Genomic DNA, 23,198 nt, shown 5'->3' with positions numbered 1-23,198 from the left:
GATAGTCAAAAGGGAGATCTTGAGATGCCCGTGAAAAACAGACTTGCGGAAATGCACGGCGAGATTGCCAAGTGGCGTCGTCACCTGCATGCGCATCCTGAGCTAATGTATGACGTCCACGAAACTGCAGCATTTGTTGCGGACCGCCTGAAAGAGTTTGGTGTAGACGAGATTACTCCGGGGATTGGCAAGACAGGCGTGGTCGGCGTAATCAAGGGGCGCACGGATACACAGGGGCGCGCCATTGGCCTGCGGGCTGACATGGACGCGCTGCCGATTGAAGAAGCGACAGGGCTGGACTACGCCTCGACCGTTTCGGGTAAGATGCATGCCTGCGGGCACGACGGGCATACCTCGATGCTGTTGGGGGCCGCGCAGTACCTGGCGGAGACGCGCAACTTCGATGGCAATGTGGTTTTGATCTTTCAACCCGCCGAGGAAGGTGGCGCAGGTGGGCTGGCCATGTGTCAGGATGGCTTGATGGAGCGCTGGGGCATTCAGGAAGTCTACGGAATGCACAACATGCCCGGCCTTCCCGTGGGTGAGTTTGCCATTCGACCCGGTGCGCTGCTGGCCTCATCTGATGAGTTTGAAGTCACTGTTACGGGCAAGGGCGGGCACGCTGCCGCACCGCATGACGCAGTGGATACGACGCTGGTTGCCTCGCATATCGTTGTTGCATTGCAATCCGTGGTGTCGCGCACGGTTGACCCGATCAAGCGCGTTGTGTTGACCGTCGGAACCTTTGAAACAGACAGTGTTGCGTCAAACGTGATTGCGCACACTGTACGTTTGCAGGGAACCGTTCGGACGCTGGATCCCGAATACCGCTCAATCGCGGAAGAACGGGTGCGTCGGATTGCCGAAGATACGGCCTCGGCCTTTGGAGCAAAGGCAGAGGTCGTCTGGACACCGGGATATCCTGTGACCGTGAATTCCGAGACAGAGACAACATACGCGGCCGAAGCGGCGGCGGCTGTTGCAGGCAAGGTCAACGACAGTACGGACCCGATCATGCCGTCTGAAGATTTCGCCTATATGCTTGAAGAACGGCCCGGAGCCTACATCTTTATCGGGAACGGGGACACGGCCATGTGCCATCACCCGGAATACAATTTTGACGACGACGCGATCCCCGCCGGCTGCAGTTGGTTTGCCGAGCTTGTGGAACGACGATTGCCCGTCGCTTAAATCAGGGAGAATGCCATGCCGATCAAAAACCGCCTTGCAGAGATGCACGAAGAAATCACCGGGTGGCGGCGTGACATTCACCAGCACCCGGAAATTCTGTACGATACACACCGCACAAGTGCGCTGGTGGCCGAAAAGCTGAAGGAATTCGGCTGTGACGAGGTCGTAATCGGTATCGGCCGCACCGGCGTGGTTGGGGTCATTCGCGGTAAAAGCGACACGCAGGGCCGTGCGATTGGTCTTCGCGCCGACATGGACGCCCTGCCGATGCAGGAGCAGACCGGGCTGGACTATGCCTCGAAAACAGCAAATGCGATGCATGCCTGCGGGCATGATGGGCACACGGCGATGGTTTTGGGAGCGGCAAAGTACCTGACTGAAACGCGCAATTTCGATGGCACTGCAATCGTGATCTTTCAGCCCGCCGAGGAAGGTGGCAATGGGGCAGAAGCCATGTGCAAGGACGGTCTGATGGACCGGTTTGGCATTCAGGAAGTTTATGCGATGCACAACGTCCCGGGCGTAGAGACTGGGCAGTTTGCCATCCGCTCGGGCCCGCTGCTGGCCGCGGCGGACGAGTTTGACATTCACGTCGAAGGGCGCGGGGGGCACGCGGCGAAACCGCATGAGACAGTTGATACGACGGTGATGCTGTCGCAACTGATCGTAGCGTTGCAAACGATCGTGTCGCGCAATGCGGATCCGATCCTGCAAGCCGTGCTGTCTGTGACCTCGGTCGAGACGTCCTCGAAAGCGTTCAACGTAATCCCGCAATCGGCGCAGATACGCGGCACTGTCCGGACGCATTCCAACGAGATGCGCAATCTGATCGAACAGCGCCTCAAAGAGGTGGCTGAAGGGGTCGCTGCGACTTTTGGCGGTTCGGTGAACGTCAACTATACGCGCGGCGTTCCCGTGACGATCAATGCCGAAGCTCAGACGGGATTTGCCGAAGAAGCCGCAGTCTCGGTTGGGGGCAGTTGCATCGATGCGCCGATGGTGATGGGGGGCGAAGACTTCTCGTTCATGCTGGAAGAACGGCCCGGAGCCTTCATCGTTCTGGGCAATGGCGACAGCGCCGGGTTGCACCATCCCGAATACAATTTCAACGATGAGATTATCCCGATTGGGTGCTCATGGTTTGCAGAAATGGTCGAGCGCCGGATGCCGGCAGCTTGAATTAGGAGAGAGAAGATATGCCAGTCAAAAACCGCTTTGCCGAATTGCAGAATGAGATCACCGCATGGCGCCGGGACCTTCACGAGAATCCGGAAATCCTGTTCGAAACCCATCGCACCAGCGCTGTTGTGGCCGAGAAACTTGAAGAATTCGGCTGTGACGAGGTCGTCACCGGAATTGGCCGAACAGGTGTTGTGGGTGTGATCAAGGGTAAGTCGGACAACAAGGGCAAGGTGATTGGCCTGCGCGCGGATATGGACGCGCTGCCGATCCACGAGGCGACTGGACTGGATTATGCCTCAAAAACGCCGGGTGCCATGCATGCGTGTGGCCATGATGGACATACGGCGATGTTGCTGGGCGCGGCGAAATACCTGTCTGAAACCCGCAATTTCGATGGCACCGTTGTTGTGATCTTCCAACCTGCGGAAGAAGGCGGCGGCGGTGGTCGTGAAATGTGCGAAGACGGCATGATGGACCGATGGAACATTCAGGAAGTCTATGGAATGCATAATTGGCCGGGGCAGCCTGTCGGCAAGTTTGCAATCCGCCCGGGCTCGTTCTTTGCCGCGACCGATCAGTTCGACATCACTTTTGAAGGACGCGGTGGTCACGCGGCCAAGCCTCATGAGACGATAGATACGACGGTGCTGGCTGCACAGGCGGTTTTGGCGCTGCAAACCATTTCCTCGCGTAACGCGGACCCGATCGATCAGGTTGTGGTTTCTGTGACGTCGTTTGAGACCTCATCGAAAGCCTTCAACGTGATCCCGCAGACCGTTCAGATCAAAGGAACCGTGCGTACGATGAGCAAGGACATGCGCGACTTGGCTGAAAAGCGGATCAACGAGATTTGCAACGGCGTTGCGGCCACATTCGGTGGCACCGCTGATGTGACCTATATCCGTGGGTATCCGGTGATGGTGAATAGTGACGAGCAGACGGAGTTTGCCGCCGATGTTGCCCGGTCGGTGTCCGGAGATTGTAACGATGCGCCGTTGGTCATGGGCGGAGAAGACTTCGCCTTCATGCTGGAAGAGCGTCCGGGTGCCTATATCTTGGTGGGCAATGGCGATACGGCCATGGTTCATCACCCGGAGTACAATTTCAACGATGAAGCCATTCCGGCCGGCTGTAGCTGGTGGGCGGAGATTGTTGAACAGCGGATGCCAGCAGCCTGATGAGCAGGGTGGGGGCTCTGCCCCCACACCCCCGGGATATTTCTAGCCAGATGAAGATGGATCCTGTGTGTGCAGATCAAGCTCTGTACAGAGGGAGTTGATGACCGCTTCCAGAGCATCTGACTGCGTGTTTACGCAGGATTGGGCTGCTTGTTGCGCGGATTGCAGAGCGTTCTGATCTGACAACCAGTTTGCCACTATTTCGGACAGGTCAGCAGCGGTTTTTACTTCGACTGCACCACCGGATGCGATCAGCGGGGCAAAAGTTTCAGCAAAGTTGAAATACCCCGGGCCGGTGATCACGGCAGCCCCGGCCTGCGCCGGTTCAAAGGGATTGTGGCCTCCGATTTCCTTCAGAGACCCGCCAAGAAACACGATCGGGCAAAGCGCGTACCATGTTCCGGTCTCGCCCAATGAATCGGCCACGTAGATTTGGGTGCTTTCGTGGATTTCTTCGCTTTTGGAGCGGAAAGACGCCGTCATCCCGGCATCTTGGATCAGCGTGGCGACTTCACTTCGGCGTTCAGGGTGGCGCGGTATTAAGAGCAACAGCAGGTCAGGCCACCGCTCGAGCAAGGTTTTGTGCGCGGCCAGAACGATTTCTTCTTCGCCTGCGTGGGTCGAGCTTGCGATCCAGACGGGACGGTTTGCGATCTGCGTCTGGATGTCTTGCAAAGTGGCCTGATCCACGGGCAACGGATCTGACATTGCCTTGAGGTTAGTGCCTGGAAGCACGCGGTTCGGCGCTGCGCCAATGTCGATCAGGTTAGTAGCGGTTTTGTCATTCTGGGTCAGGAACAGGCGGAATTTGGACAGGATGAAACGCGCGGTGTCCGGGCGTTTTTTCCAGCCCGCGACGGACTTGTCCGAAAGTCGCGCGTTCAAAAGCGCTAATGGGGTGTTCCGCTGATGACTTTCCACGATCAGTTGCGGCCAAATCTCGCTTTCCACAAAAACACCCGCGTCTGGCTGCCAATGATCGAGGAAGCGTCTTACCGGGCCTGCCGTGTCCAGCGGCGGATATTGATGCCGCGTTCGTGGGGGCAGGCGTTTCGCAATCAGGGCGGCCGAGGTGGGGGTGCCGGAGGTGATCAGGAACTCGGCATCTGGCAGGCGGACTCCCAGCCGTTTGATCAGGCTGAGGACCGACAGGCTCTCGCCGACACTGGCGGCGTGAAACCAGATCAGACGCCCGGAAGGGCGGGGCAGGCTGGCATGGCCAAGCCGTTCCTTCTGGCGGTTCTCAGGCACTTCTGCTGCGCGCAATTTGTTGCGCACGATGCGCCATGCCAACGGCTGGGCAAGAGCAGTGAAGCCGCAGTACAACCGGTACAGCAGCGTCGGGCGGTCGCTTGCGCCGTGCATGTCAGCCGCCTGTGTGGCTCATGTGACGGCTCATCTGACCATCGACAGCCTGGCGGGAATAGTCGAAGTCATGCCCCTTGGGCTTGAGATTGATTGCAGAACGGATCGCTTCTTCAAGCGGCAGCTCAGTATCCGGATGATCGCGCAGCGAAGCCCGAAGGTCGGCCATATCCTCCTGACCGAGGCACATGTAAAGCTCACCTGTGCAAGTCAGGCGCACTCGGTTGCAGCTTTCGCAGAAATTATGTGACAGCGGTGTGATGAAACCGATTTTCTGACCCGTTTCCTCCAGCCGGACATAGCGGGCCGGGCCACCGGTGCGTTCAGCCAGATCGGTGACCGTATAGTGGTTTTCGTATTCCTTGCGCACGTCCTTGAGAGACCAGTATTGATCCAGGCGGTCTTCGTTGCCGATGTCGCCCATGGGCATGACCTCGATCCAGGTCAGGTCCATGTCACGTTCGGCGCACCATTCCGTGATCTTTGGCAATTCAGGTTCATTGAACCCTTTGAGAGCAACGGCGTTGATCTTGATCCGCAGGCCCGCTTTTTGCGCGGCGTCGATGCCGTTGAGGACCTGTTTCAGACGTCCCCAGCGCGTAACTTCGGCGAATTTGTCATCGTCCAGCGTATCCAGTGAGATATTCACGCGCCGCACGCCAGCCGCATACAAGTCCTCCGCGAAACGGTGTAGTTGCGAGCCGTTCGTTGTCAGCGTCAGTTCCTTCAACGCGCCACTGTCCAGGTGACGTGTCATAGAATTGAAAAAACTCATGATATTGCGGCGCACAAGGGGTTCGCCGCCCGTGATTCGCAGCTTTTCGACCCCCATATTCACAAAGGTCGAACACATCCGGTCCAGCTCTTCCAGCGTGAGCAGGTCTTTCTTGGGCAGAAAAGTCATGTTCTCGGACATGCAATACACGCAGCGGAAATCGCAGCGATCTGTGACGGAGACGCGGAGATACGTGATGGCGCGGGCAAATGGGTCGATAAGCGGAGCTGTCATGGCGTAATAGGTAAAGCCGGAACCTGCCCGCGACAAGGGCGAACTGCGCTTTGCGCTGGAACACATGGGCGCAGGCCTGTAGGTTTCAGGGATGAAGAAAACACTTGTTTTGTTATGTGTGATGACGGCCGGATGCGACGCAGTACGGTCGACGACTGACCGTGTGTTCGGCGGGGGCGACGCGCCTGCGCAGACAGTGTCTGACACCGAAGCAGCCACCGAAGTGGCAGAAGAAGTGCTGCGACCCGAGCCCGTTTCCGCGCGTCCCAGTTGGACCGGGGCGAAAACAACCATTGCGGGGCTGGGAGATCCGACCACTCCGGGACGCTGGATGCAGACACCGCTGGTGGATAGTGAGGTGACGGCACGAGTCGTCGTACCCAAAACCGGAGCGCAGGCCTATATTACGCTCGTCCCAGTTTCAGGTCCCGAAAGTGGCGGCAGCCGCTTGTCTCTGGACGCCATGCGGGCCTTGTTGGTGCCCTTCGATGAGCTTGTCGAAGTAGAGGTCTACGCCGACTGACCTTTCAGGTATTTGCCTGCTTCACGGCGGGCGAAGGGTTTCATGGCGTTGCCATGTTCTGCCAGAAATGCGATCACGCGATCCGGGTCGTGTTTGGACAGTTCACGCAGCCACCAGGCGATGGACTTCTGAATGAACCAGTCGCGCTCGGGAACGTACAAGGCGGCCCAGCCGAGAATGCGGTCACGGCGCCGAAGGTCGTCAGGTTTGGGGTGGTTCTGCTTGGTCCAGGGCAAAGTTGCGACCAAGGCTGCCCGCCGAGCCCACATGTGGTCTGACCGGGTCCACTGCTCAACTTCGTCAAGCCGTTCAGGGTCGGCTGAAAGCCGCTTTTGCATGGCAATGCAGGCATGATCAGCAACCGCCCAGGCATCGAAATCAGACAACCAGCTTTGGAGCAGCGCCCAGACCGCGTCGTCGGGCCGGATTCGCGCTTGGGTGAGGAGTTTGGCGGCACTAAGACGGCCTTCGTGGATATTGGTCTGCCAAAGGGCATCCGCCAGTGCGACACGAGTGGGAACGTCCAACTCTTGCCGCCACGCTTTGGTCAAGTCGTTGAGCACCGGGTTCCCTACACCAAGATAGGGGCGGGCGGCCTTATGATAGGCCGCCATCTGCTGGGCGCGTTCGGGGTCGGCTTGGGCCTGTAGCGCGGACAGCGCCTCGTCCAGTGTCATCGGTTCAGCTTGTGGAGCAGATGCGCGCGCACTGTGGGCCATTCCGGTGCAATGATCGAATAGACCGCCGTGTCGCGCACAGTGCCGTTGGGCATCAACATATGGGCCCGAAGGATGCCATCAAGCTGCGCACCGAGCCGTTCGATGGCCCGTCGCGACTGGGAGTTCATCCGATGGGTCCGGAATTCGACCGCATTGCAGCGCAAGACTTCAAACGCATGACGCAGCATCAATAGTTTCGCTTCGGTGTTCAGCGGTGTGCGCTGGACAGCTCGTCCGATCCAGGTCGACCCGATTTCGACACGCCTGTTGACCTCATCAGTGTGCATGAAGGTGGTCATTCCAACCGGGGTGCTATCTGGGGTCATTAGCGTAAAAGGCTGCATATCGTGCAACCCCAAGCGGCGTGTGATCTCGGCTTTCATCCCCTCAGCTGTTGGGATGGAGGTGTACCATAGCTGTCCCAGATCCGCCGCCGCGACTTTCAAGTCTTCGGCATGCGCGATATCCAGTGGTTCCAGCCGGACGTGATCTCCGACAAGCGTGACAGGGGCAGGCCAGGTCATTCCACAGTGACCGATTTGGCCAGGTTGCGCGGCTGATCCACATCCGTGCCTTTGGCAACGGCCGTGTGATAGGCCAGCAGTTGCGCGGGAACGGAATAAAGGATTGGTGCAAGGCTGGTGTGAACGTGTGGCATTCGGATGGTGCTCCAAACGCCATCACCGACTTCGTCAATGCCATCATCATCCGACACGAGGATCACCTTGCCCTTGCGCGCCATCACTTCCTGCATGTTCGATACGGTCTTGTCGAACACGGTGTCACGTGGGGCCATGACAACCACGGGCATATGCTTGTCGATCAGGGCGATGGGGCCATGTTTCAGCTCGCCCGATGCATAGCCTTCCGCGTGGATATAGCTGATTTCCTTGAGCTTCAGCGCGCCTTCCATTGCCAGCGGAAACATCAGGCCGCGGCCCAGAAACAGAACGTCGCGTGCTTCGGACAGTCGTTGGGCCGCCTTACGGATCGCACGGTTCTGATCCAAAGCCGCATTCAACACGGTCGGCAACCCGCGCAGCGCGGCGGCGTGATCAGCGATTTCCTCATCCGACAGTGTGCCCCGGTCGGCGGCGGCCTTCAGGGCCAGCATCAACAGCACGCTGAGCTGGCAGGTAAACGCCTTGGTCGAGGCGACGCCGATTTCCACACCGGCATGAATCGGCAGAGCGATATCGCTTTCCCGTGCAATCGAGCTTTCGGGGACATTGACGACCGAAACGATCTTGTCAGCTTTGCCTTCGCAATAGCGTAGCGCGGCCAGCGTGTCGGCAGTTTCCCCCGACTGGCTGACAAACAGCGCCAGAGTACGGTCGGTGATCGGAGGTTCGCGATAGCGGAATTCACTGGCGATATCGACTTCAACGGGCATCTTGGCCAGCTGTTCGAACCAGTATTTTGCGGTCAGGCAAGCGTAGAACGCGGTGCCGCAGGCCACCATGGTCAGGCGGTCCAGCTTGCTGAAGTCCAGATCTGTATCGGGCAACACGACACGGTCATCGCCTGTGGGCAGGTAGGACCGGATTGCCTCGGCCACGACGATGGGCTGCTCGGCAATTTCCTTGGCCATGAAGTGCTTGTGCTCACCTTTGTCCGCGCGTGCATGATCCAGCTTGATCTTGCGCTTTTCACGGTTGGCAAGCTCACCGGCCTCATTACGGATCTCCAAAGACGTGCGGGTCAGAACCGCGCGGTCGCCTTCCTCAAGATACGTGATCTGATTGGTCAGTGGAGCCAGCGCGATGGCATCGGAACCGACATACATCTCACCGTCCCCGTGGCCGATGGCCAGAGGTGACCCCTTACGAGCAGCCACGATCAGGTCGTCCTCACCGTCAAACAAAAACGCCAGCGCAAAGGCGCCTTCCAGCTGATCGATCGTTTTGAATGCAGCTTCAACCGGGGACAGGCCCGAATTCAGGTGGTGTTCCGTCATCAGGGCGACGGTTTCGGTATCCGTCTCGGTCTGGAAATCGACGCCATGTTCGGCAAGTTCGGCCCGCAGGTCGCGATAATTTTCGACGATGCCGTTATGTACCACAGCCACGGGGCCGGCCTTATGCGGATGCGCGTTGTTGACCGAAGGCGCGCCGTGGGTGGCCCAACGAGTGTGGCCAATACCTGATTTTCCGGGCAGCGGGTCATGCACCAGAAGGTCGCTGAGATTGACCAGCTTTCCGACCGCGCGCCGTCGGCCCAATGCGCCGTCGTTGACGGTTGCAATCCCGGCGCTGTCATAGCCGCGATATTCCAGCCGTTTCAAGGCCTCTACCAGAATAGGGGCCGCTTCATGCTGCCCCAGAACACCTACTATTCCACACATATTCTCAGGCCTTTTTATCGCGGCGAGCCTTCTTCGCCTTTAACATATCAAACAATTTGCGCGCGTATCCGGGTTTGTTTTCCTGCTTGGCGCGGGCAACAGCCAACGCGTCAGGGTCCACATTCTTGGTCACGACGGTGCCCGTCGCGGTCATCGCGCGATCACCCACAGTGACCGGGGCTACGAGCATGGTGTTCGACCCGATAAAGACGTTCTCACCAATGGTGGTCTTGTGCTTCATCACGCCGTCATAGTTACAGGTGATCGTCCCCGCGCCAATGTTTGTTGCGGCACCGACCGATGCATCGCCGATATAGCTGAGGTGATTGACCTTCGCGCCTTCGGCGATTTCGGCATTCTTGATCTCGACGAAGTTCCCGACCCGCGTGTTTTCCGCAAGTTCGGCGCCGGGGCGTAGTCGGGCGTAGGGCCCTATGATGGCGCCACGGCTAACATGGCAACCTTCCAGATGGGAAAACGCTCGGATCGTCGCGCCGCTTTCAACCGTGACGCCGGGCCCGAACACCACATTGGGTTCGATGACCGTGTCCCGCCCGATCACTGTGTCGGCCGCCAGATACACCGTTTCCGGGGCCATCAATGTAACACCTTGTTGCAGCAGAGCTGTGCGCGCGCGGGCTTGATACTCTGCATCCGCGGCGGCCAAATCTGCGCGCGAATCCACACCCAGGGTTTCCGCCTCGTCGCACTTGATCGCGGTGGCATTCAGTCCACGAGAATTTGCCAAAGCGGCCAGTTCGGTCAGATAATACTCGCCTGATGCGTTTTCATTGCTGACCTGATCGATCAGGTCGAACAGCAAGTCGGCATCGCAGGCCAGCAAACCGCTGTTGGTAAAGCGGATGGCGCGCTGTTCTTCAGTGGCGTCCTTGTATTCGACGATCTCGACCAGCCGGTCACCGTCCATGATCAGCCGCCCGTACCGGGGCTGAACTTCGGCAATGTCAAAGCCCAGCATGACCAGATCAAAGGATTCGCGTGCCTCGATCATACGTTCCAGAGTCGACGGGTCGATGAAGGGCGTGTCGCCGTACAGAACGATGACGTCGCCCCGGAACCCCGCCAAGGCCTCACGCGCCTGCGCGACGGCATGCGCGGTGCCAAGCTGTTCTTCCTGAACCGCGATCTGAGCGGTATCATCCTCTGCCTTCGCAGCCTCTGCCACAGCTTCGGACCCATGGCCCGTGACGATCACCGTCCGCTCGGGCGACAGGAAAGACCCGGCGCGCATCGCGTGGACAAGCATCGGAACTTGCGCGATGGGATGAAGGACCTTGGGAAGATCCGAATTCATCCTGGTGCCTTTTCCGGCGGCGAGGATGACAAGGGCAGTGCTCATGAAATCGTTTTCTCTTTGTGTTTTGTTGCGGACCGTTTTATCCGCTGAGGGCAAAGGCGCAAGTCGTTCGGCCATCAAACAAGATTGCCGATTGAAACAGGGCACGGCGAAAACCTGCCGAACAAGGAGGCTAAATGCGTACAGTCATTTTCGATCTGGACGGCACTTTGGCGGATACATCGGGCGATTTGCTGGCTGCGGCGAACCATTGTTTTCGCGAAATGGGGCATGGCGATGTGCTGGTCCACGGGCCAGATTCCGGTATAGCACTGCGTGGCGGGCGCATGATGTTGACCCAGGGGCTAAAGCGCGTTGGGGCCTATGATGAGGACACCGTCCACGCCTATTATCCAGTTCTGCTAGAGGCCTATGCGCAGGACATCGACACCCACACCAGTTTCTATCCCGGCGCTTTGCAGGCGGTCGAAATGCTGTGCAGTGCAGGTTACGGTGTGGGCATTTGCACCAACAAACCGGAACATCTGGCCGAATTGTTGCTGACCCGCATGGGGGTGCGAGACCGCTTTGCCTCGTTGGTCGGGGCCGATACGCTGCCGGTGCGCAAGCCTGATCCGGCACCGCTGCGCGAAGCGGCGCGTCGCGCCGGGGGTGATCCTGATCGGTGCGTGCTGATCGGTGACTCGGATACCGACCGCAATACCGCCAAAGCAGCGGGGGTGCCTTCGGTTCTGGTGACCTTTGGTCCATCTGGGGATGATATGGCGGCACTGGAGCCAGAAGCCCTGCTGCACCATTTTGACGATTTGCCCGGCCTCGTGCCCGATCTGATAGGTGCGGCAGCCTGAAACCTTGACCGGATCCAGTCGGAGCCTATGAACTAGACCATGACCGAAAAATTCTCTGGCAATTTCACGCAGCAGGAACCCCTTCCCGAAGATGCGATTGAGGCGGCTATGGTCGTTCTGCGTCATGGGCGTTTGCATCGATATAACGTGGCCCCAGGCGAATTGGGGGAAACGGCCCTGCTAGAGCAGGAATTCGCGGCTCAGATGGGGGCAAAATACTGTCTGGCTGTGTCTTCTGGCGGATATGCACTGGCCACGGCCTTGCGCGCGGTCGGCGTTCAACCCGGTGATCCGGTTCTGACAAACGCGTTCACACTGGCGCCGGTGCCGGGGTCGATTGCCTCGGTCGGGGGGCGGGCCATCTTTGTGGGTGTTACGGAAAACCTGACCATCGATTTGGATGACCTTGAGCGCAAGCTGGATCAGGCGCGCGTGCTGATGCTCAGCCATATGCGCGGGCATCTGTGTGACATGGACCGGCTGATGCAGATGTGTGACGCCGCTGGGGTAATCGTGATTGAAGATTGCGCGCATACGATGGGTGCGGCCTGGCGCGGTCAGTTGTCGGGGCGGCAGGGCGCAATCGGGTGTTTTTCTTGCCAGACCTACAAGCATGTCAACTCGGGCGAGGGCGGTTTGCTGGTCACCGATGATGAGGAGCTGGCGGCCAAGGCCACCATGCTGTCGGGGTCATACATGCTGTATGAACGCCATCTGGCCGCACCAGGACCCGAGGTGTTCGATCGGATCAAGTATACGACGCCCAACGTGTCTGGCAGGATGGACAATCTACGCGCGGCGATCCTGCGTCCGCAATTGCGGGATCTGGACCGGCAGGTGGAACGATGGAACGAGCGCTATCGCGCGCTTGAGGCCGGATTGCGCGGCACTCCGGGCCTGACCATTGTTGAGCGGCCCAAGGAGGAAACCTATGTCGGGTCTTCGATCCAGTTCTTGCTGCTGGATTGGTCGCCTGAGCGGATTGCCGACGTCCTCAGCCGTTGCGCGGCGCGTGGTGTCGAGCTGAAATGGTTCGGAGGGGCAGAGCCATCCGGGTTTACGTCGCGTTATGACAGTTGGCGGTATTTCGACAGTGAGCGTATGCCTGAAAGTGATCGTGTTCTGGCGGGTGTCATGGATATGCGCGTGCCACTGACCTTTTCGATTGAGGATTGCCAACTGATTGCCCGCATTATCCGCACTGAAGTAGGAGCGGTTTACCAATCATAACTCAGCAGAGTGCGCCTGCGGCGTACGCTCAATCTTTTGCAACGCCGCCCCCGTTTGGGCGGCGTTTTGCATTTGCGGTGTTTCACAAAGATTGACCGGGCAGGGATTCGCTGATACTTGTTTATTGAACACTTGTTCATTAACGCGGAGGGAAGACGCAGATGTTCATGGCCACGATGAAGTTTGATCTGGGTGAGGATGTGAATGCCCTGCGTGAGATGGTGCATCGCTGGGCGCAGGAGCGGGTTAAGCCGATGGCGGCTGAAATCGACTCGACCAATGCCTTTCCGAACGAACTGTGGAAAGAGATGGGAGAGCTTGGCCTGTTGGGTGTCACCGTGCCCGAAGAATATGGCGGTGCTGAGATGTCCTACCTGGCGCATACGATTGCTGTTGAAGAAGTCGCGCGCGCGTCGGCGTCGGTATCTCTGTCATACGGGGCGCATTCGAACCTCTGCGTGAACCAGATCAAGCTGAACGGCACCGATGAGCAGAAGCAGAAATACCTGCCGCGTCTGATCTCGGGCGAGCATGTCGGCGCGCTGGCCATGTCGGAACCGTCGGCCGGATCGGACGTTGTGTCGATGAAGCTGCGTGCTGAAAAGCGGAACGATCACTACCGCCTGAATGGCAATAAATACTGGATCACCAACGGGCCGGACGCGGATACTCTGGTCGTCTACGCCAAGACTGATCCCGACGCCGGGTCCAAGGGCATCACGGCCTTTCTGATCGAAAAAGAGATGAACGGGTTTTCGACCTCACCCCATTTCGACAAGTTGGGGATGCGCGGATCGAATACAGCTGAACTGATCTTCGAAGATGTCGAAGTGCCATTCGAGAATGTGCTGGGTGAAGAAGGCAAGGGCGTTGCCGTGCTCATGTCGGGGCTGGACTATGAACGTGTCGTTCTGGCCGGGATCGGCACCGGCATCATGGCGGCCTGTCTGGATGAGGTGATGCCCTATTTGGCCGAGCGAAAACAGTTCGGCAAACCCATCGGCAGCTTCCAGCTGATGCAAGGCAAGATCGCTGACATGTACACCGCAATGAATTCGGCACGGGCTTATGTCTATGAGGTCGCCAAGGCGTGCGACCGGGGTGATGTGACCCGGCAGGATGCGGCAGCCTGCTGCCTCTATGCATCAGAACAGGCGATGGTGCAGGCGCATCAGGCTGTTCAGGCGCTGGGCGGGGCGGGGTTCCTGTCGGATTCACCAGTCAGCCGGATTTTCCGGGATGCCAAGCTGATGGAAATTGGTGCAGGCACCAGCGAGATTCGCCGGATGCTGATTGGTCGTGAAATGATGAACAGAATGCTCTGAGGAAAAAAACGCCCCGCAGACGAGGGAACCGCGGGGCGCTTTGAAAATGGGATCAGAACTTATGGACGTAGGAAACGCCGACCAGGAACGGATCGATTTCTGCGGTGCCGATATTGGTGCCGTTCAGCGACACGTCCGAGTCGATGTCGAACCAGCGTACGTTCAGGCGGACTGCGCCGTTGTCGCTGACCATGTAATCCAGACCGGCCTGCAGCGAGACACCAAAGGAGTCATCGACCTTGAGATCGCCCAGAGCGGTTTGTTCGTCAAAGAAAATGGTGTAGTTCAAACCGGCACCCACATAGGGTTTCCAAGCGCTGTTGGTCGGGAAGTGATAGTTAACCGAAAGGGTGGGCGGAAGGTGCTTTACCGTGGCCGCATCAACACCGCCCAGGGCGATGGTGTGTTTGAACGGCGTCGCGGCCAGCAGCTCGATGCCCAGGTTGTCACGGATGAAGTATTCAGCGGTGAAGATCGGGCGCGTATCTGCGTCGATCGTGGCAGGCGCGCCTGCGATCGTGCCGTTGTCGGATTTCGGGTCCAGATAGCCCAAACCAACGCCAACGGTCCAATCGCCTTGCGATTGGGCAAACGCAGGGGCGGCCATCGCCAGCAGCGCGGTGGACAGGGTCAATGCGGCGAGTTTCTTAGTCATATTGTTGCCTTTGGTTCTGTTGATGGGTCCGAAGTCGCAGAGCGGTGTCCGTCTCGCTCTGATCTGCATCAAATTTCGGTGACTGCGATGTTGGGTAAATACCTGCTAAGCATCAGAAATATAACAGGAATTTGAGGTGTTAAACACTGAACGCATACCGGGATTGCACCCAGAGGGTGGCTGGGACGTACCTGGGCGATTGAACATGGCGCGGCAATGCCTGCGCTGTCCCGACAATCAGGTGGCGCTGATTGATCTGACCGGTTCGGATGCGTGCAATATCACCTATGGTCAGCTGACCCAGATGACGGACGATCTTGCCCGCGCACTGTTGCGCCGTGTGCAACCCGGAGACCGTGTCGGCGTGCTGCTAAGTCAGTCCCCCTGGTGCGCCGCGGCGCATCTGGCGATCTGGAAGATCGGAGCGATCTCTGTCCCTCTGTTCAAACTGTTCAAACAGGATGCCCTGCGGTCGCGGGTCGGTGATGCGGGTGCCAAGATTGTGCTGACCGATGCAGCAGGGGCTGCGCTTCTGGGCGATCTGGCTGAGGCTCTGATTGCATCGGAAATAGCTGAGGCTGGTGCGCCTATTCCATTCGCCGACACTGGCCCCGAGGACCCTGCGGTGCTGATCTATACCTCGGGCACCACCGGCAGCCCCAAGGGCGCGCTGCACGGGCATCGGGTGCTGACGGGGCATCTGCCCGGTGTTTCGATCAGCCATAATCATCTGCGTTCGGGCGATTGCCTTTGGACGCCGGCGGATTGGGCGTGGATCGGCGGTTTGTTCGATGTGCTGATGCCGGGCCTGGCGCTTGGTATTCCCGTGGTCGCGGCGCGGCTTGAGAAATTCACGCCCGAAGCCTGCGCCGATATTGTCGCGCGCGGCGGGGCGCGCAACGTGTTCTTCCCACCCACGGCGTTGCGGATGCTGAAAGCAGCCGATCAGGGGATTCCCGGCCTGCGTTCGGTCGCCTCTGGCGGAGAGCCCTTGGGCGCCGAGATGCTGGCCTGGGGGCAAAAAGCGTTTGGCCTGACCATAAACGAGTTTTACGGCCAAACCGAATGCAACATGGTCGTGTCATCCTGTGCCGAGGACTTTCCTGTTCAGCCCGGTTGCATCGGCAAGCCGGTGCCGGGGCATGAGGTTGCGGTGATCGACGATGACGGCAACCCGACGACCGAGGAAGGCGACGTGGCCATCCGGCGCGGTTCAGCCGCGATGCTGCTGGAATACTGGAACCGACCTGAGGCGACGGCTGAGAAGTTCCGGGGCGAATGGTTGATCACCGGCGACCGCGGCGTGTGGGAGGGGGATTATCTGCGCTTTGTTGGGCGTGACGATGACGTGATCACCTCGGCGGGATACCGGATCGGCCCGGCCGAGATCGAGGATTGCCTGCTAACACACCCGTCGGTGGCGACGGTTGGCGTGGTCGGCAAACCTGACCCGCTGCGAACTGAGATCGTCAAGGCCTATGTGGTGCTGAAACCAGAAGGTGAAGCAACGGAGCGAGAGCTGCAGGATTGGGTCAAAGGCCGTCTGGCGCACTATTCCTACCCGCGCGAGGTGGCGTTTCTGGAGGAACTGCCGATGACGGTGACCGGGAAGGTGATCCGGAGGGACTTGAAGGCGCGCGCGGCGGGGGAAGTCCGCCTGAATGGTAACGAATTATGAAAGACAACGGTTCAAGAGATACTGGATACCTGTTGGGTTTGGATACGGCGGAGAAAGCTATTCAAAACCAAATAAAGAATATTCGTGACCTGCTTCCGCATTCCGGTGAAATAGGATCAGAAGTTGAGCGGGTATTTCATGAGGCACTTGCAGATGCACTTCCCGAACGAGTTGGAGTGTGTTCAGGTTTCGTTCAAGACTCAAAAGGAGCTATATCTAAGCAACTCGATATAATTCTGTTCGACAAATTCGCGACGCTACCGATATTTTCGAAAGGAATTTCTATCTTACCGTCGGAATGTGTTTACGCAGCCGGCGAAATAAAAACTAAATTGAACAAGACAGAGATTTTTGATGCGTTCGTTAAATGCGCGTCCTTTAAAAACTTAGATAGATCAGCACAATTACGTCCTGCATATTTTGCTCAACCTGTTAAATTTGAAGGGGTTGATATCAGCGCTCTTTGGCACCCTTTCTTTTTTGTTTTGGCTGCAGAAACAGGCACTACTGAGAACTTCCGAAATACGACACGAGATGCACTTGATGCGCAGCAAGCGGCTGGGGCGTTGATCGACGCCATATTTTCGTTGGATGGAAATACGCGAATTGCAGCAAAGACTGCTGATCACCCGGACAAATTAGTTGAAGACAAACTACCCGAGAAAGTAGGCCTAATTCTCCGTTCGGGATATAGTTGGTGTTCTTACTTCTCGCAGCGCCCATGGGCCATGTTCGTCGCTATGATCAATGCACATTTGGCGTCTTCTCCGTCAACACGAGTCAACATGACAGAATACTTAGGGAATGCGAGGTTTTAAGAACTAAGATGAAACTCACATCCAAAGCCATGCCCGCCTCCGAGGGCTACAAAGCAAACCGCGCGGCCCATATCGATGCGCTGGCGCAAATCTCTGCTGCCGCTGAAGCAGCCCGCATGGGCGGCGGCGAGAAATCCCGGGCACGGCATGAATCCCGTGGCAAGATGCTCCCCAGACGCCGGGTGGCGAACCTGCTGGATGCGGGGTCTCCGTTTCTGGAAATCGGGGCGACGGCGGCGCATGGAATGTATGGCGATGCCGCGCCTTGTGCCGGGGTGATCGCGGGCATTGGCCGCGTGCAAGGGCGCGATGTCATGGTGGTGTGCAACGACGCCACCGTGAAGGGCGGCACCTATTACCCAATGACCGTCAAGAAACACCTGCGCGCGCAGGAGATTGCCGAGGAAAACCATCTGCCCTGCATCTATCTGGTCGATAGCGGCGGCGCGAATCTGCCTAATCAGGATGAGGTCTTCCCCGACCGCGACCACTTTGGCCGTATCTTCTACAATCAGGCGCGGATGAGCGCGAAGGGGATTGCGCAGATTGCTGTGGTGATGGGGTCGTGCACGGCGGGTGGCGCTTATGTGCCTGCGATGTCCGATGTGACGATCATCGTGAAAGAGCAGGGCACGATCTTTCTGGCCGGGCCGCCTTTGGTCAAGGCCGCAACGGGCGAGGTTGTCAGCGCCGAAGATCTGGGCGGCGGAGACGTCCACACCCGCCTGTCCGGTGTGGCGGATTATCTGGCCGAGGATGACGCCCATGCATTGGCGCTGGCCCGCCGCGCGGTCGGGTCGCTGAACCTGAGCAGACTGCAGACCGTGGATTGGGCCAGCCCTGAAGACCCGGCCTACGACCCCGAGGAAATCCTCGGCGTGGTCCCCGCTGACCTGCGCACGCCCTATGACATCCGCGAGGTGATCGCGCGTCTGGTTGATGGCTCGCGCTTTGATGAATTCAAACCTCGGTTCGGCGAGACGCTGGTAACCGGGTTCGCCCATGTGAAAGGCTGCCCCGTCGGGATCATCGCCAACAATGGCGTGCTGTTTTCCGAGGCCGCCCAGAAGGGTGCACATTTCGTGGAACTGTGTTCGCAGCGCAATATCCCGCTGGTGTTCCTGCAGAACATCACCGGCTTCATGGTCGGTCGGAAATACGAAAACGAAGGTATCGCACGGCACGGGGCCAAGTTGGTGACGGCGGTGGCAACGACCTCGGTGCCAAAAGTTACGATGCTGGTGGGGGGCTCGTTCGGGGCCGGAAACTACGGTATGGCCGGACGCGCCTATCAGCCTCGGTTCCTGTGGACATGGCCGAATTCGCGGATTTCCGTGATGGGCGGTGAGCAGGCGGCGGGCGTACTGGCCACTGTCAAACGCGACGGGATCGAACGGCAGGGTGGCACTTGGTCCGCCGAGGAAGAGGCCGAATTCAAACGGCCGACGTTGGAGATGTTTGAGGAGCAGTCCCACCCACTCTTTGCTTCGGCCCGCCTATGGGATGACGGCATCATCGACCCGCGCAAAAGCCGCGACGTGCTGGCCTTGTCGCTGAGTGCTGCGCTGAACGCACCCATTGAGGAGACACGTTTCGGCGTGTTCAGGATGTAAGATGAGCGTTTCTTTGAATGATGTAATGGCGCGCTATCCGGGCGCGCAGACCTTCAAATTTGGCGACCATGCTTCATTGAGCTCTGAGCTGTTGCGTCTCGTGCGAACAGGTCGGAAAACGGCGACTTGCGGTGCTTTACGCGACTACCCTGAAGGCAGTTCTGCGACGCCGGTAGTAGGGCGGCGGGATATCGCTCTGGAATGGGATGATCGCCCGGCATTGGTGATCGAAACGGTTGAAGTGTCGATCTGTCGATATTGCGACGTGGCCGAAGACTTTGCGTTGGCCGAAGGCGAGAATGAGACCCTGGAAGACTGGCGCGAAAACCACCGCCGGTATTTCGAGCGCAATGGCGGGTTTGATGCCAAGATGGAATTGCTCTGTGAACGGTTCCACCTCGTCGAAGATCTGGCGGTTGAGGAGTAGACAATGTTCAATAAAATCCTGATTGCCAACCGGGGCGAGATTGCCTGCCGGGTGATGGAAACGGCCCAAAAGATGGGTGTGTCCTGCGTTGCTGTGTATTCGGACGCGGATGCCTCGGCCAAGCATGTGCAGATGGCGGATGAGGCCGTGCATATCGGCGGTGCGGCCCCGGCGGAGAGTTACCTAAAGGGCGACGTAATCATTCAGGCTGCGCTGGAGACCGGCGCGCAGGCGATCCATCCCGGCTATGGCTTTCTGTCCGAAAACCCCGATTTTGTGGATGCGGTTGAGGCGGCGGGTCTGTCCTTCATTGGCCCCTCGGCTGACGCGATCCGCAAGATGGGCCTCAAGGATGCCGCCAAGGTTCTGATGGAGCAAGCCGGTGTTCCGGTGGTCCCTGGCTATCACGGTGACAATCAGGACCCTGAGCATTTGGCTGGCGCGGCGGATACCATCGGCTATCCGGTTCTGATCAAAGCCGTTGCAGGCGGTGGCGGTAAGGGGATGCGGCTGGTCGAACGGCCCGAGGATTTCACCGCCGCGCTGGACAGCGCACGAGGCGAGGCCAAGACCGCGTTTGGCAACGATGCAGTATTGGTCGAGAAATTCGTCGCCAAGCCGCGCCATATCGAGGTGCAGGTCTTTGGCGACGGCACCCATGCTGTGCATCTGTTTGAACGCGATTGCTCTCTGCAACGCCGACATCAGAAGGTGATCGAAGAGGCTCCGGCCCCTGGCATGACGGGTGAAATGCGGGAATCTATGGGGCAGGCGGGCGTGCGCGCAGCTGAAGCAATTGGCTACAAGGGCGCGGGCACCGTTGAGTTCATTGTGGATGCCTCGGACGGGCTGCGCCCGGACAGGTTCTGGTTCATGGAAATGAACACGCGCTTGCAGGTGGAACACCCAGTGACCGAGGCGATCACAGGGGTCGATCTTGTCGAATGGCAATTGCGTGTCGCGGCGGGTGAACGCTTGCCGAAGCAGCAGGAAGATCTGTCTATTCAGGGCCATGCGTTCGAGGCACGGCTTTATGCAGAAGACGTTCCGAAAGGGTTCCTGCCCGCGACGGGTACGCTGACCCATCTGGATTTCCCGGTCGATTGCCGTGCCGACAGTGGCGTGCGGGCCGGGGATACGATCAGCCCCTGGTACGACCCGATGATTGCCAAGGTGGTGGTGCATGGGCCGACTCGCTCTGTTGCACTTGAGACGTTGCACCGCGTGCTTCAGAAAACCGAAGTGGCAGGCACCGTAACAAACCTGGCTTTCCTGGGCGCGTTGACGCGCCACGCGGGGTTTGCCTCGGGGGATGTGGATACGGGATTGATCGGACGTGACCTTGAGGCATTGGTGCAGGAACTAGAACCTTCGGTCGTGGCAAGCGTTGCAGCCGCGATGACGGCTTTGAACCTTGTGGACGTCGCACCTGAAACCGGGTTTTCGCTATGGGCTCCGTTGCATCGCGCTGTACAACTGTCTGCTGGGGGTGAAATCTTGGATCTGGTTGTGCAAGTCGACGGGTCAGATCGCCAGTTTTGGCAGATCGGAGAGGATCGTGTCTTGGCCGAGCGGACCTCGGGTCGCTGGGCACTGAATGGGGCGCCGATGCCCGAAGTTTCAGTCAGCGGATCGACCCTGACCGTGTTTGCGGACTATGGACGCAGCTTCGACCTGATCGATCCGCTGGACCGGGATGCCAGTGCCACGGGCGATACCAACGTGATCGAGGCCCCAATGCCGGGTCTGGTCAAAGCGGTCTTTGCGACAGCAGGTCAGGCCGTGCAAGAGGGCGACCGATTGGCAATTCTTGAAGCGATGAAGATGGAGCATTCCCTGCTGGCTGCACGCGATGGCGTGGTGGCCGAGGTGCTGGTCGAAGATGGCGCTCAGGTCGAAGCCGGGGCAGCTTTGGTGCGGTTGGAGGAAGAGTGATCTGTACCCGGGTCGCGACACGTGGCACGGTCGAATCATTCGTTTTGAGAACAAAATGCAGCTGGAAGGGGCACAGACATGGGCGATCAGGTCGAAATTTATGAGGTTGGGCCGCGCGATGGGCTGCAGAATGAAAAGCGTGAGATACCAGTTGCTGACAAGGTAGCACTGATCGACTGTCTCAGCCGTGCCGGGTTTCGCCGGATCGAAGTTGCAAGCTTTGTATCCCCCAAATGGGTGCCGCAGATGGCGGGATCGGCGCAGGTGCTGGCCGGGATTACCCGCGCAGATGGGGTCCGCTACGCGGCCCTGACGCCCAATATGCGCGGGTATGAGGATTCGCTGGCCGCCAAGGCAGACGAGATTGCGGTGTTTGCATCAGCCTCGGAAGGGTTCTCAAAAGCCAATGTCAATGCGTCAATCGAAGAGTCGATTGAGCGGTTCATTCCGATCCTGGAAGCGGCACGTCATATCGACCTGCCGGTGCGGGGCTATGTCTCATGCGTGACGGATTGCCCTTACGATGGCCCGACCCCGCCAGAGCAAGTGGCCGAAGTTGCGGATCGGTTGTTTGCGCTGGGCTGCTACGAGATCTCGTTGGGTGATACGATCGGGCAGGGGACGCCGGACAAAATCGCGCATATGCTTCTGGCGGTGCGCGAAAGGGTTCCCGTGACGCGGCTGGCGGGGCATTTCCACGACACCAATGGTCGCGCGATTGACAATATTGATGCGGCTCTCGCGCTGGGTGTGCGCGTGTTCGACGCAGCCGCGGGCGGATTGGGCGGTTGCCCCTATGCGCCGGGGGCTGAAGGGAACGTAGCCACCGAAGCCGTCGCCGGGCATTTGCAGCGATTGGGATATGAGACCGGGCTGGACCTTGATGTGGTTGAAGAAGCTGCACGGATGGCAAAGGCACTAAGGGGCTGACATGTTTGAAACCATAACGATTTCGACAGATGCGCGTGGTGTTGCCATTCTCACTCTGAACAGGGCGGACAAACATAACGCCTTGTCAGGGCGAATGATTACTGAACTGACCGAGGCTGCGTCACAACTGGGTAGTGATGATGCTGTCCGAGTGGTCGTTCTGGCTGCGGCCGGAAAGACGTTTTGTGCTGGCGGTGATCTGGGGTGGATGCAGGACCAGATGGCTGCTGATAAAGAGACGCGGTTTGTGGAAGCGCGCAAGCTGGCCGAGATGTTGCAGGCTTTGAACACAATGCCCAAGCCGTTGATCGGGGCGCTGCAAGGCAATGCCTTCGGTGGCGGCGTTGGCATGGCCGCGGTGTGCGATGTCGCAATTGGCATCGACAGTCTGAAAATGGGTTTGACCGAGACAAGGCTAGGGCTGATTCCCGCAACAATCGGGCCCTATGTCATTGCCCGCATGGGCGAAGCTCGTGCGCGCAGGGTGTTTATGTCCGCCCGATTGTTCGATGCTGCAGAGGCTGTTGATCTGGGATTGCTGGCAAAGACGGTGTCAGCAGACCGGCTTTCAGATGCAATAGAAGATGAAATTCGCCCCTATTTGTCTTGCGCGCCCGGCGCGGTCGCCTCTGCCAAGGCGCTGATCAGAACCCTGGGTCCGCGCATTGACGATGCCGTGATCGATCAGACCATTGGGGAACTGGTCGAACGCTGGGAAACGAAAGAGGCGCGCGAAGGCATTGCGGCGTTTTTCGAAAAACGTAAACCTGCATGGAATAAGCAGGTTTAACAAAGATCCGCTAGGCCCTGGCAAGAAACCCCGCTGCGATTCTATGCCGCGCTGTCAAGCGAAGGTTTGATGGCGAAGGGGGCTGTGTTCGGTTGACCCTCTGACCCCGCGCGGATAGAG

The 23,198-nt window shown here is 58.7% G+C and carries 21 protein-coding genes; 14 read left to right on the top strand and 7 right to left on the bottom strand.

All coding sequences use genetic code 11. The annotated features are described in order from the left end of the window. The first annotated feature begins 24 nt into the window (after positions 1-24). The 3 genes from ALB80_RS04310 to ALB80_RS04300 are packed head-to-tail and all read left to right on the top strand — an operon-like array spanning position 25 to position 3,551. The gene (locus ALB80_RS04310; protein WP_050602794.1) at positions 25-1,191 is read left to right on the top strand and encodes a M20 aminoacylase family protein; all 1,167 of its coding nucleotides are present in this window, start codon (positions 25-27) and stop codon (positions 1,189-1,191) included. A gap of 15 nt (positions 1,192-1,206) precedes the next feature. After that, positions 1,207-2,370, top strand: a complete 1,164-nt coding sequence (locus ALB80_RS04305) for a M20 aminoacylase family protein (protein WP_050602793.1) — start codon at positions 1,207-1,209, stop codon at positions 2,368-2,370. A 17-nt stretch (positions 2,371-2,387) separates the two neighbouring features. Next, positions 2,388-3,551, top strand: a complete 1,164-nt coding sequence (locus ALB80_RS04300; protein WP_050602792.1) for a M20 aminoacylase family protein — start codon at positions 2,388-2,390, stop codon at positions 3,549-3,551. A gap of 42 nt (positions 3,552-3,593) precedes the next feature. Here ALB80_RS04300 and ALB80_RS04295 read toward each other — a convergent pair whose 3' ends face one another. Beyond that, positions 3,594-4,916: a 3-deoxy-D-manno-octulosonic acid transferase gene (locus tag ALB80_RS04295; RefSeq protein ID WP_050602791.1), complete on the bottom strand. Its 1,323-nt coding sequence runs from the start codon at positions 4,914-4,916 to the stop codon at positions 3,594-3,596. A 1-nt stretch (position 4,917) separates the two neighbouring features. After that, positions 4,918-5,925, bottom strand: a complete 1,008-nt coding sequence (gene moaA / locus ALB80_RS04290; RefSeq protein WP_050603015.1) for a GTP 3',8-cyclase MoaA — start codon at positions 5,923-5,925, stop codon at positions 4,918-4,920. A gap of 91 nt (positions 5,926-6,016) precedes the next feature. On the opposite strand from moaA, the gene ALB80_RS04285 reads away from it, so the two are divergent. After that, a complete protein-coding gene (locus tag ALB80_RS04285; RefSeq protein ID WP_050602790.1) occupies positions 6,017-6,448 on the top strand; it encodes a hypothetical protein in 432 nt (143 codons plus the stop codon). Here ALB80_RS04285 and ALB80_RS04280 read toward each other — a convergent pair. From ALB80_RS04280 to glmU, 4 genes are read right to left on the bottom strand one after another with little or no spacing between them, the layout of a single operon-like run. Then, complete coding sequence (locus ALB80_RS04280; RefSeq protein WP_050602789.1) at positions 6,436-7,125, bottom strand: DNA alkylation repair protein; 690 nt, start codon at positions 7,123-7,125, stop codon at positions 6,436-6,438. The two genes, ALB80_RS04285 and ALB80_RS04280, sit on opposite strands and share 13 nt — an antisense overlap. Then, positions 7,122-7,691, bottom strand: coding sequence for a GNAT family N-acetyltransferase (locus ALB80_RS04275; protein WP_050602788.1), 570 nt, complete (start codon positions 7,689-7,691; stop codon positions 7,122-7,124). The genes ALB80_RS04280 and ALB80_RS04275 overlap by 4 nt, the downstream gene beginning before the upstream one ends. Continuing rightward, a complete protein-coding gene (glmS, locus tag ALB80_RS04270) occupies positions 7,688-9,511 on the bottom strand; it encodes a glutamine--fructose-6-phosphate transaminase (isomerizing) (protein WP_050602787.1) in 1,824 nt (607 codons plus the stop codon). The genes ALB80_RS04275 and glmS overlap by 4 nt, the downstream gene beginning before the upstream one ends. Positions 9,512-9,515: 4 nt before the next feature. Continuing rightward, positions 9,516-10,871, bottom strand: coding sequence for a bifunctional UDP-N-acetylglucosamine diphosphorylase/glucosamine-1-phosphate N-acetyltransferase GlmU (gene glmU / locus ALB80_RS04265; protein WP_050603014.1), 1,356 nt, complete (start codon positions 10,869-10,871; stop codon positions 9,516-9,518). A gap of 134 nt (positions 10,872-11,005) precedes the next feature. On the opposite strand from glmU, the gene ALB80_RS04260 reads away from it, so the two are divergent. The 3 genes from ALB80_RS04260 to ALB80_RS04250 all read left to right on the top strand — a co-directional run bounded on the left by ALB80_RS04260 (position 11,006) and on the right by ALB80_RS04250 (position 14,232). Continuing rightward, positions 11,006-11,677 carry an HAD-IA family hydrolase gene (locus ALB80_RS04260; protein WP_050602786.1) on the top strand — a complete coding sequence of 224 codons (672 nt, stop codon included), beginning with the start codon at positions 11,006-11,008 and terminating at the stop codon, positions 11,675-11,677. A gap of 39 nt (positions 11,678-11,716) precedes the next feature. Further along, positions 11,717-12,907: a DegT/DnrJ/EryC1/StrS aminotransferase family protein gene (locus ALB80_RS04255; RefSeq protein ID WP_050602785.1), complete on the top strand. Its 1,191-nt coding sequence runs from the start codon at positions 11,717-11,719 to the stop codon at positions 12,905-12,907. 161 nt (positions 12,908-13,068) lie between these two features. Continuing rightward, positions 13,069-14,232 carry an isovaleryl-CoA dehydrogenase gene (locus tag ALB80_RS04250; RefSeq protein ID WP_050602784.1) on the top strand — a complete coding sequence of 388 codons (1,164 nt, stop codon included), beginning with the start codon at positions 13,069-13,071 and terminating at the stop codon, positions 14,230-14,232. Positions 14,233-14,284: 52 nt separating this feature from the next. On the opposite strand, the gene ALB80_RS04245 is transcribed toward ALB80_RS04250, so the two are convergent. Then, positions 14,285-14,887 (bottom strand): OmpW family protein, encoded by a 603-nt coding sequence (locus ALB80_RS04245; protein WP_050602783.1) that lies wholly within the window; start codon positions 14,885-14,887, stop codon positions 14,285-14,287. Between the two features lie 136 nt (positions 14,888-15,023). On the opposite strand from ALB80_RS04245, the gene ALB80_RS04240 reads away from it, so the two are divergent. The 7 genes from ALB80_RS04240 to ALB80_RS04210 all read left to right on the top strand — a co-directional run bounded on the left by ALB80_RS04240 (position 15,024) and on the right by ALB80_RS04210 (position 23,078). Continuing rightward, positions 15,024-16,565: an AMP-binding protein gene (locus ALB80_RS04240; RefSeq protein ID WP_050602782.1), complete on the top strand. Its 1,542-nt coding sequence runs from the start codon at positions 15,024-15,026 to the stop codon at positions 16,563-16,565. Beyond that, positions 16,562-17,383 (top strand): DUF6602 domain-containing protein, encoded by an 822-nt coding sequence (locus ALB80_RS04235; protein ID WP_050602781.1) that lies wholly within the window; start codon positions 16,562-16,564, stop codon positions 17,381-17,383. The genes ALB80_RS04240 and ALB80_RS04235 overlap by 4 nt, the downstream gene beginning before the upstream one ends. A gap of 8 nt (positions 17,384-17,391) precedes the next feature. Continuing rightward, positions 17,392-18,996: a carboxyl transferase domain-containing protein gene (locus tag ALB80_RS04230; RefSeq protein WP_050602780.1), complete on the top strand. Its 1,605-nt coding sequence runs from the start codon at positions 17,392-17,394 to the stop codon at positions 18,994-18,996. 1 nt (position 18,997) lies between these two features. Next, positions 18,998-19,423: an ASCH domain-containing protein gene (locus ALB80_RS04225; RefSeq protein WP_050602779.1), complete on the top strand. Its 426-nt coding sequence runs from the start codon at positions 18,998-19,000 to the stop codon at positions 19,421-19,423. Between the two features lie 3 nt (positions 19,424-19,426). Continuing rightward, the gene (locus tag ALB80_RS04220; RefSeq protein WP_050602778.1) at positions 19,427-21,358 is read left to right on the top strand and encodes an acetyl/propionyl/methylcrotonyl-CoA carboxylase subunit alpha; all 1,932 of its coding nucleotides are present in this window, start codon (positions 19,427-19,429) and stop codon (positions 21,356-21,358) included. A gap of 78 nt (positions 21,359-21,436) precedes the next feature. Beyond that, positions 21,437-22,288, top strand: coding sequence for a hydroxymethylglutaryl-CoA lyase (locus tag ALB80_RS04215; RefSeq protein WP_050602777.1), 852 nt, complete (start codon positions 21,437-21,439; stop codon positions 22,286-22,288). A 1-nt stretch (position 22,289) separates the two neighbouring features. Then, the gene (locus ALB80_RS04210) at positions 22,290-23,078 is read left to right on the top strand and encodes a crotonase/enoyl-CoA hydratase family protein (protein WP_050602776.1); all 789 of its coding nucleotides are present in this window, start codon (positions 22,290-22,292) and stop codon (positions 23,076-23,078) included. Positions 23,079-23,198: the final 120 nt, after the last annotated feature.

This window comes from Ruegeria sp. 6PALISEP08, assembly GCF_001238295.1.
Lineage (GTDB): Bacteria > Pseudomonadota > Alphaproteobacteria > Rhodobacterales > Rhodobacteraceae > Ruegeria.
This window is presented reverse-complemented; position numbering and strand designations above follow the sequence as displayed.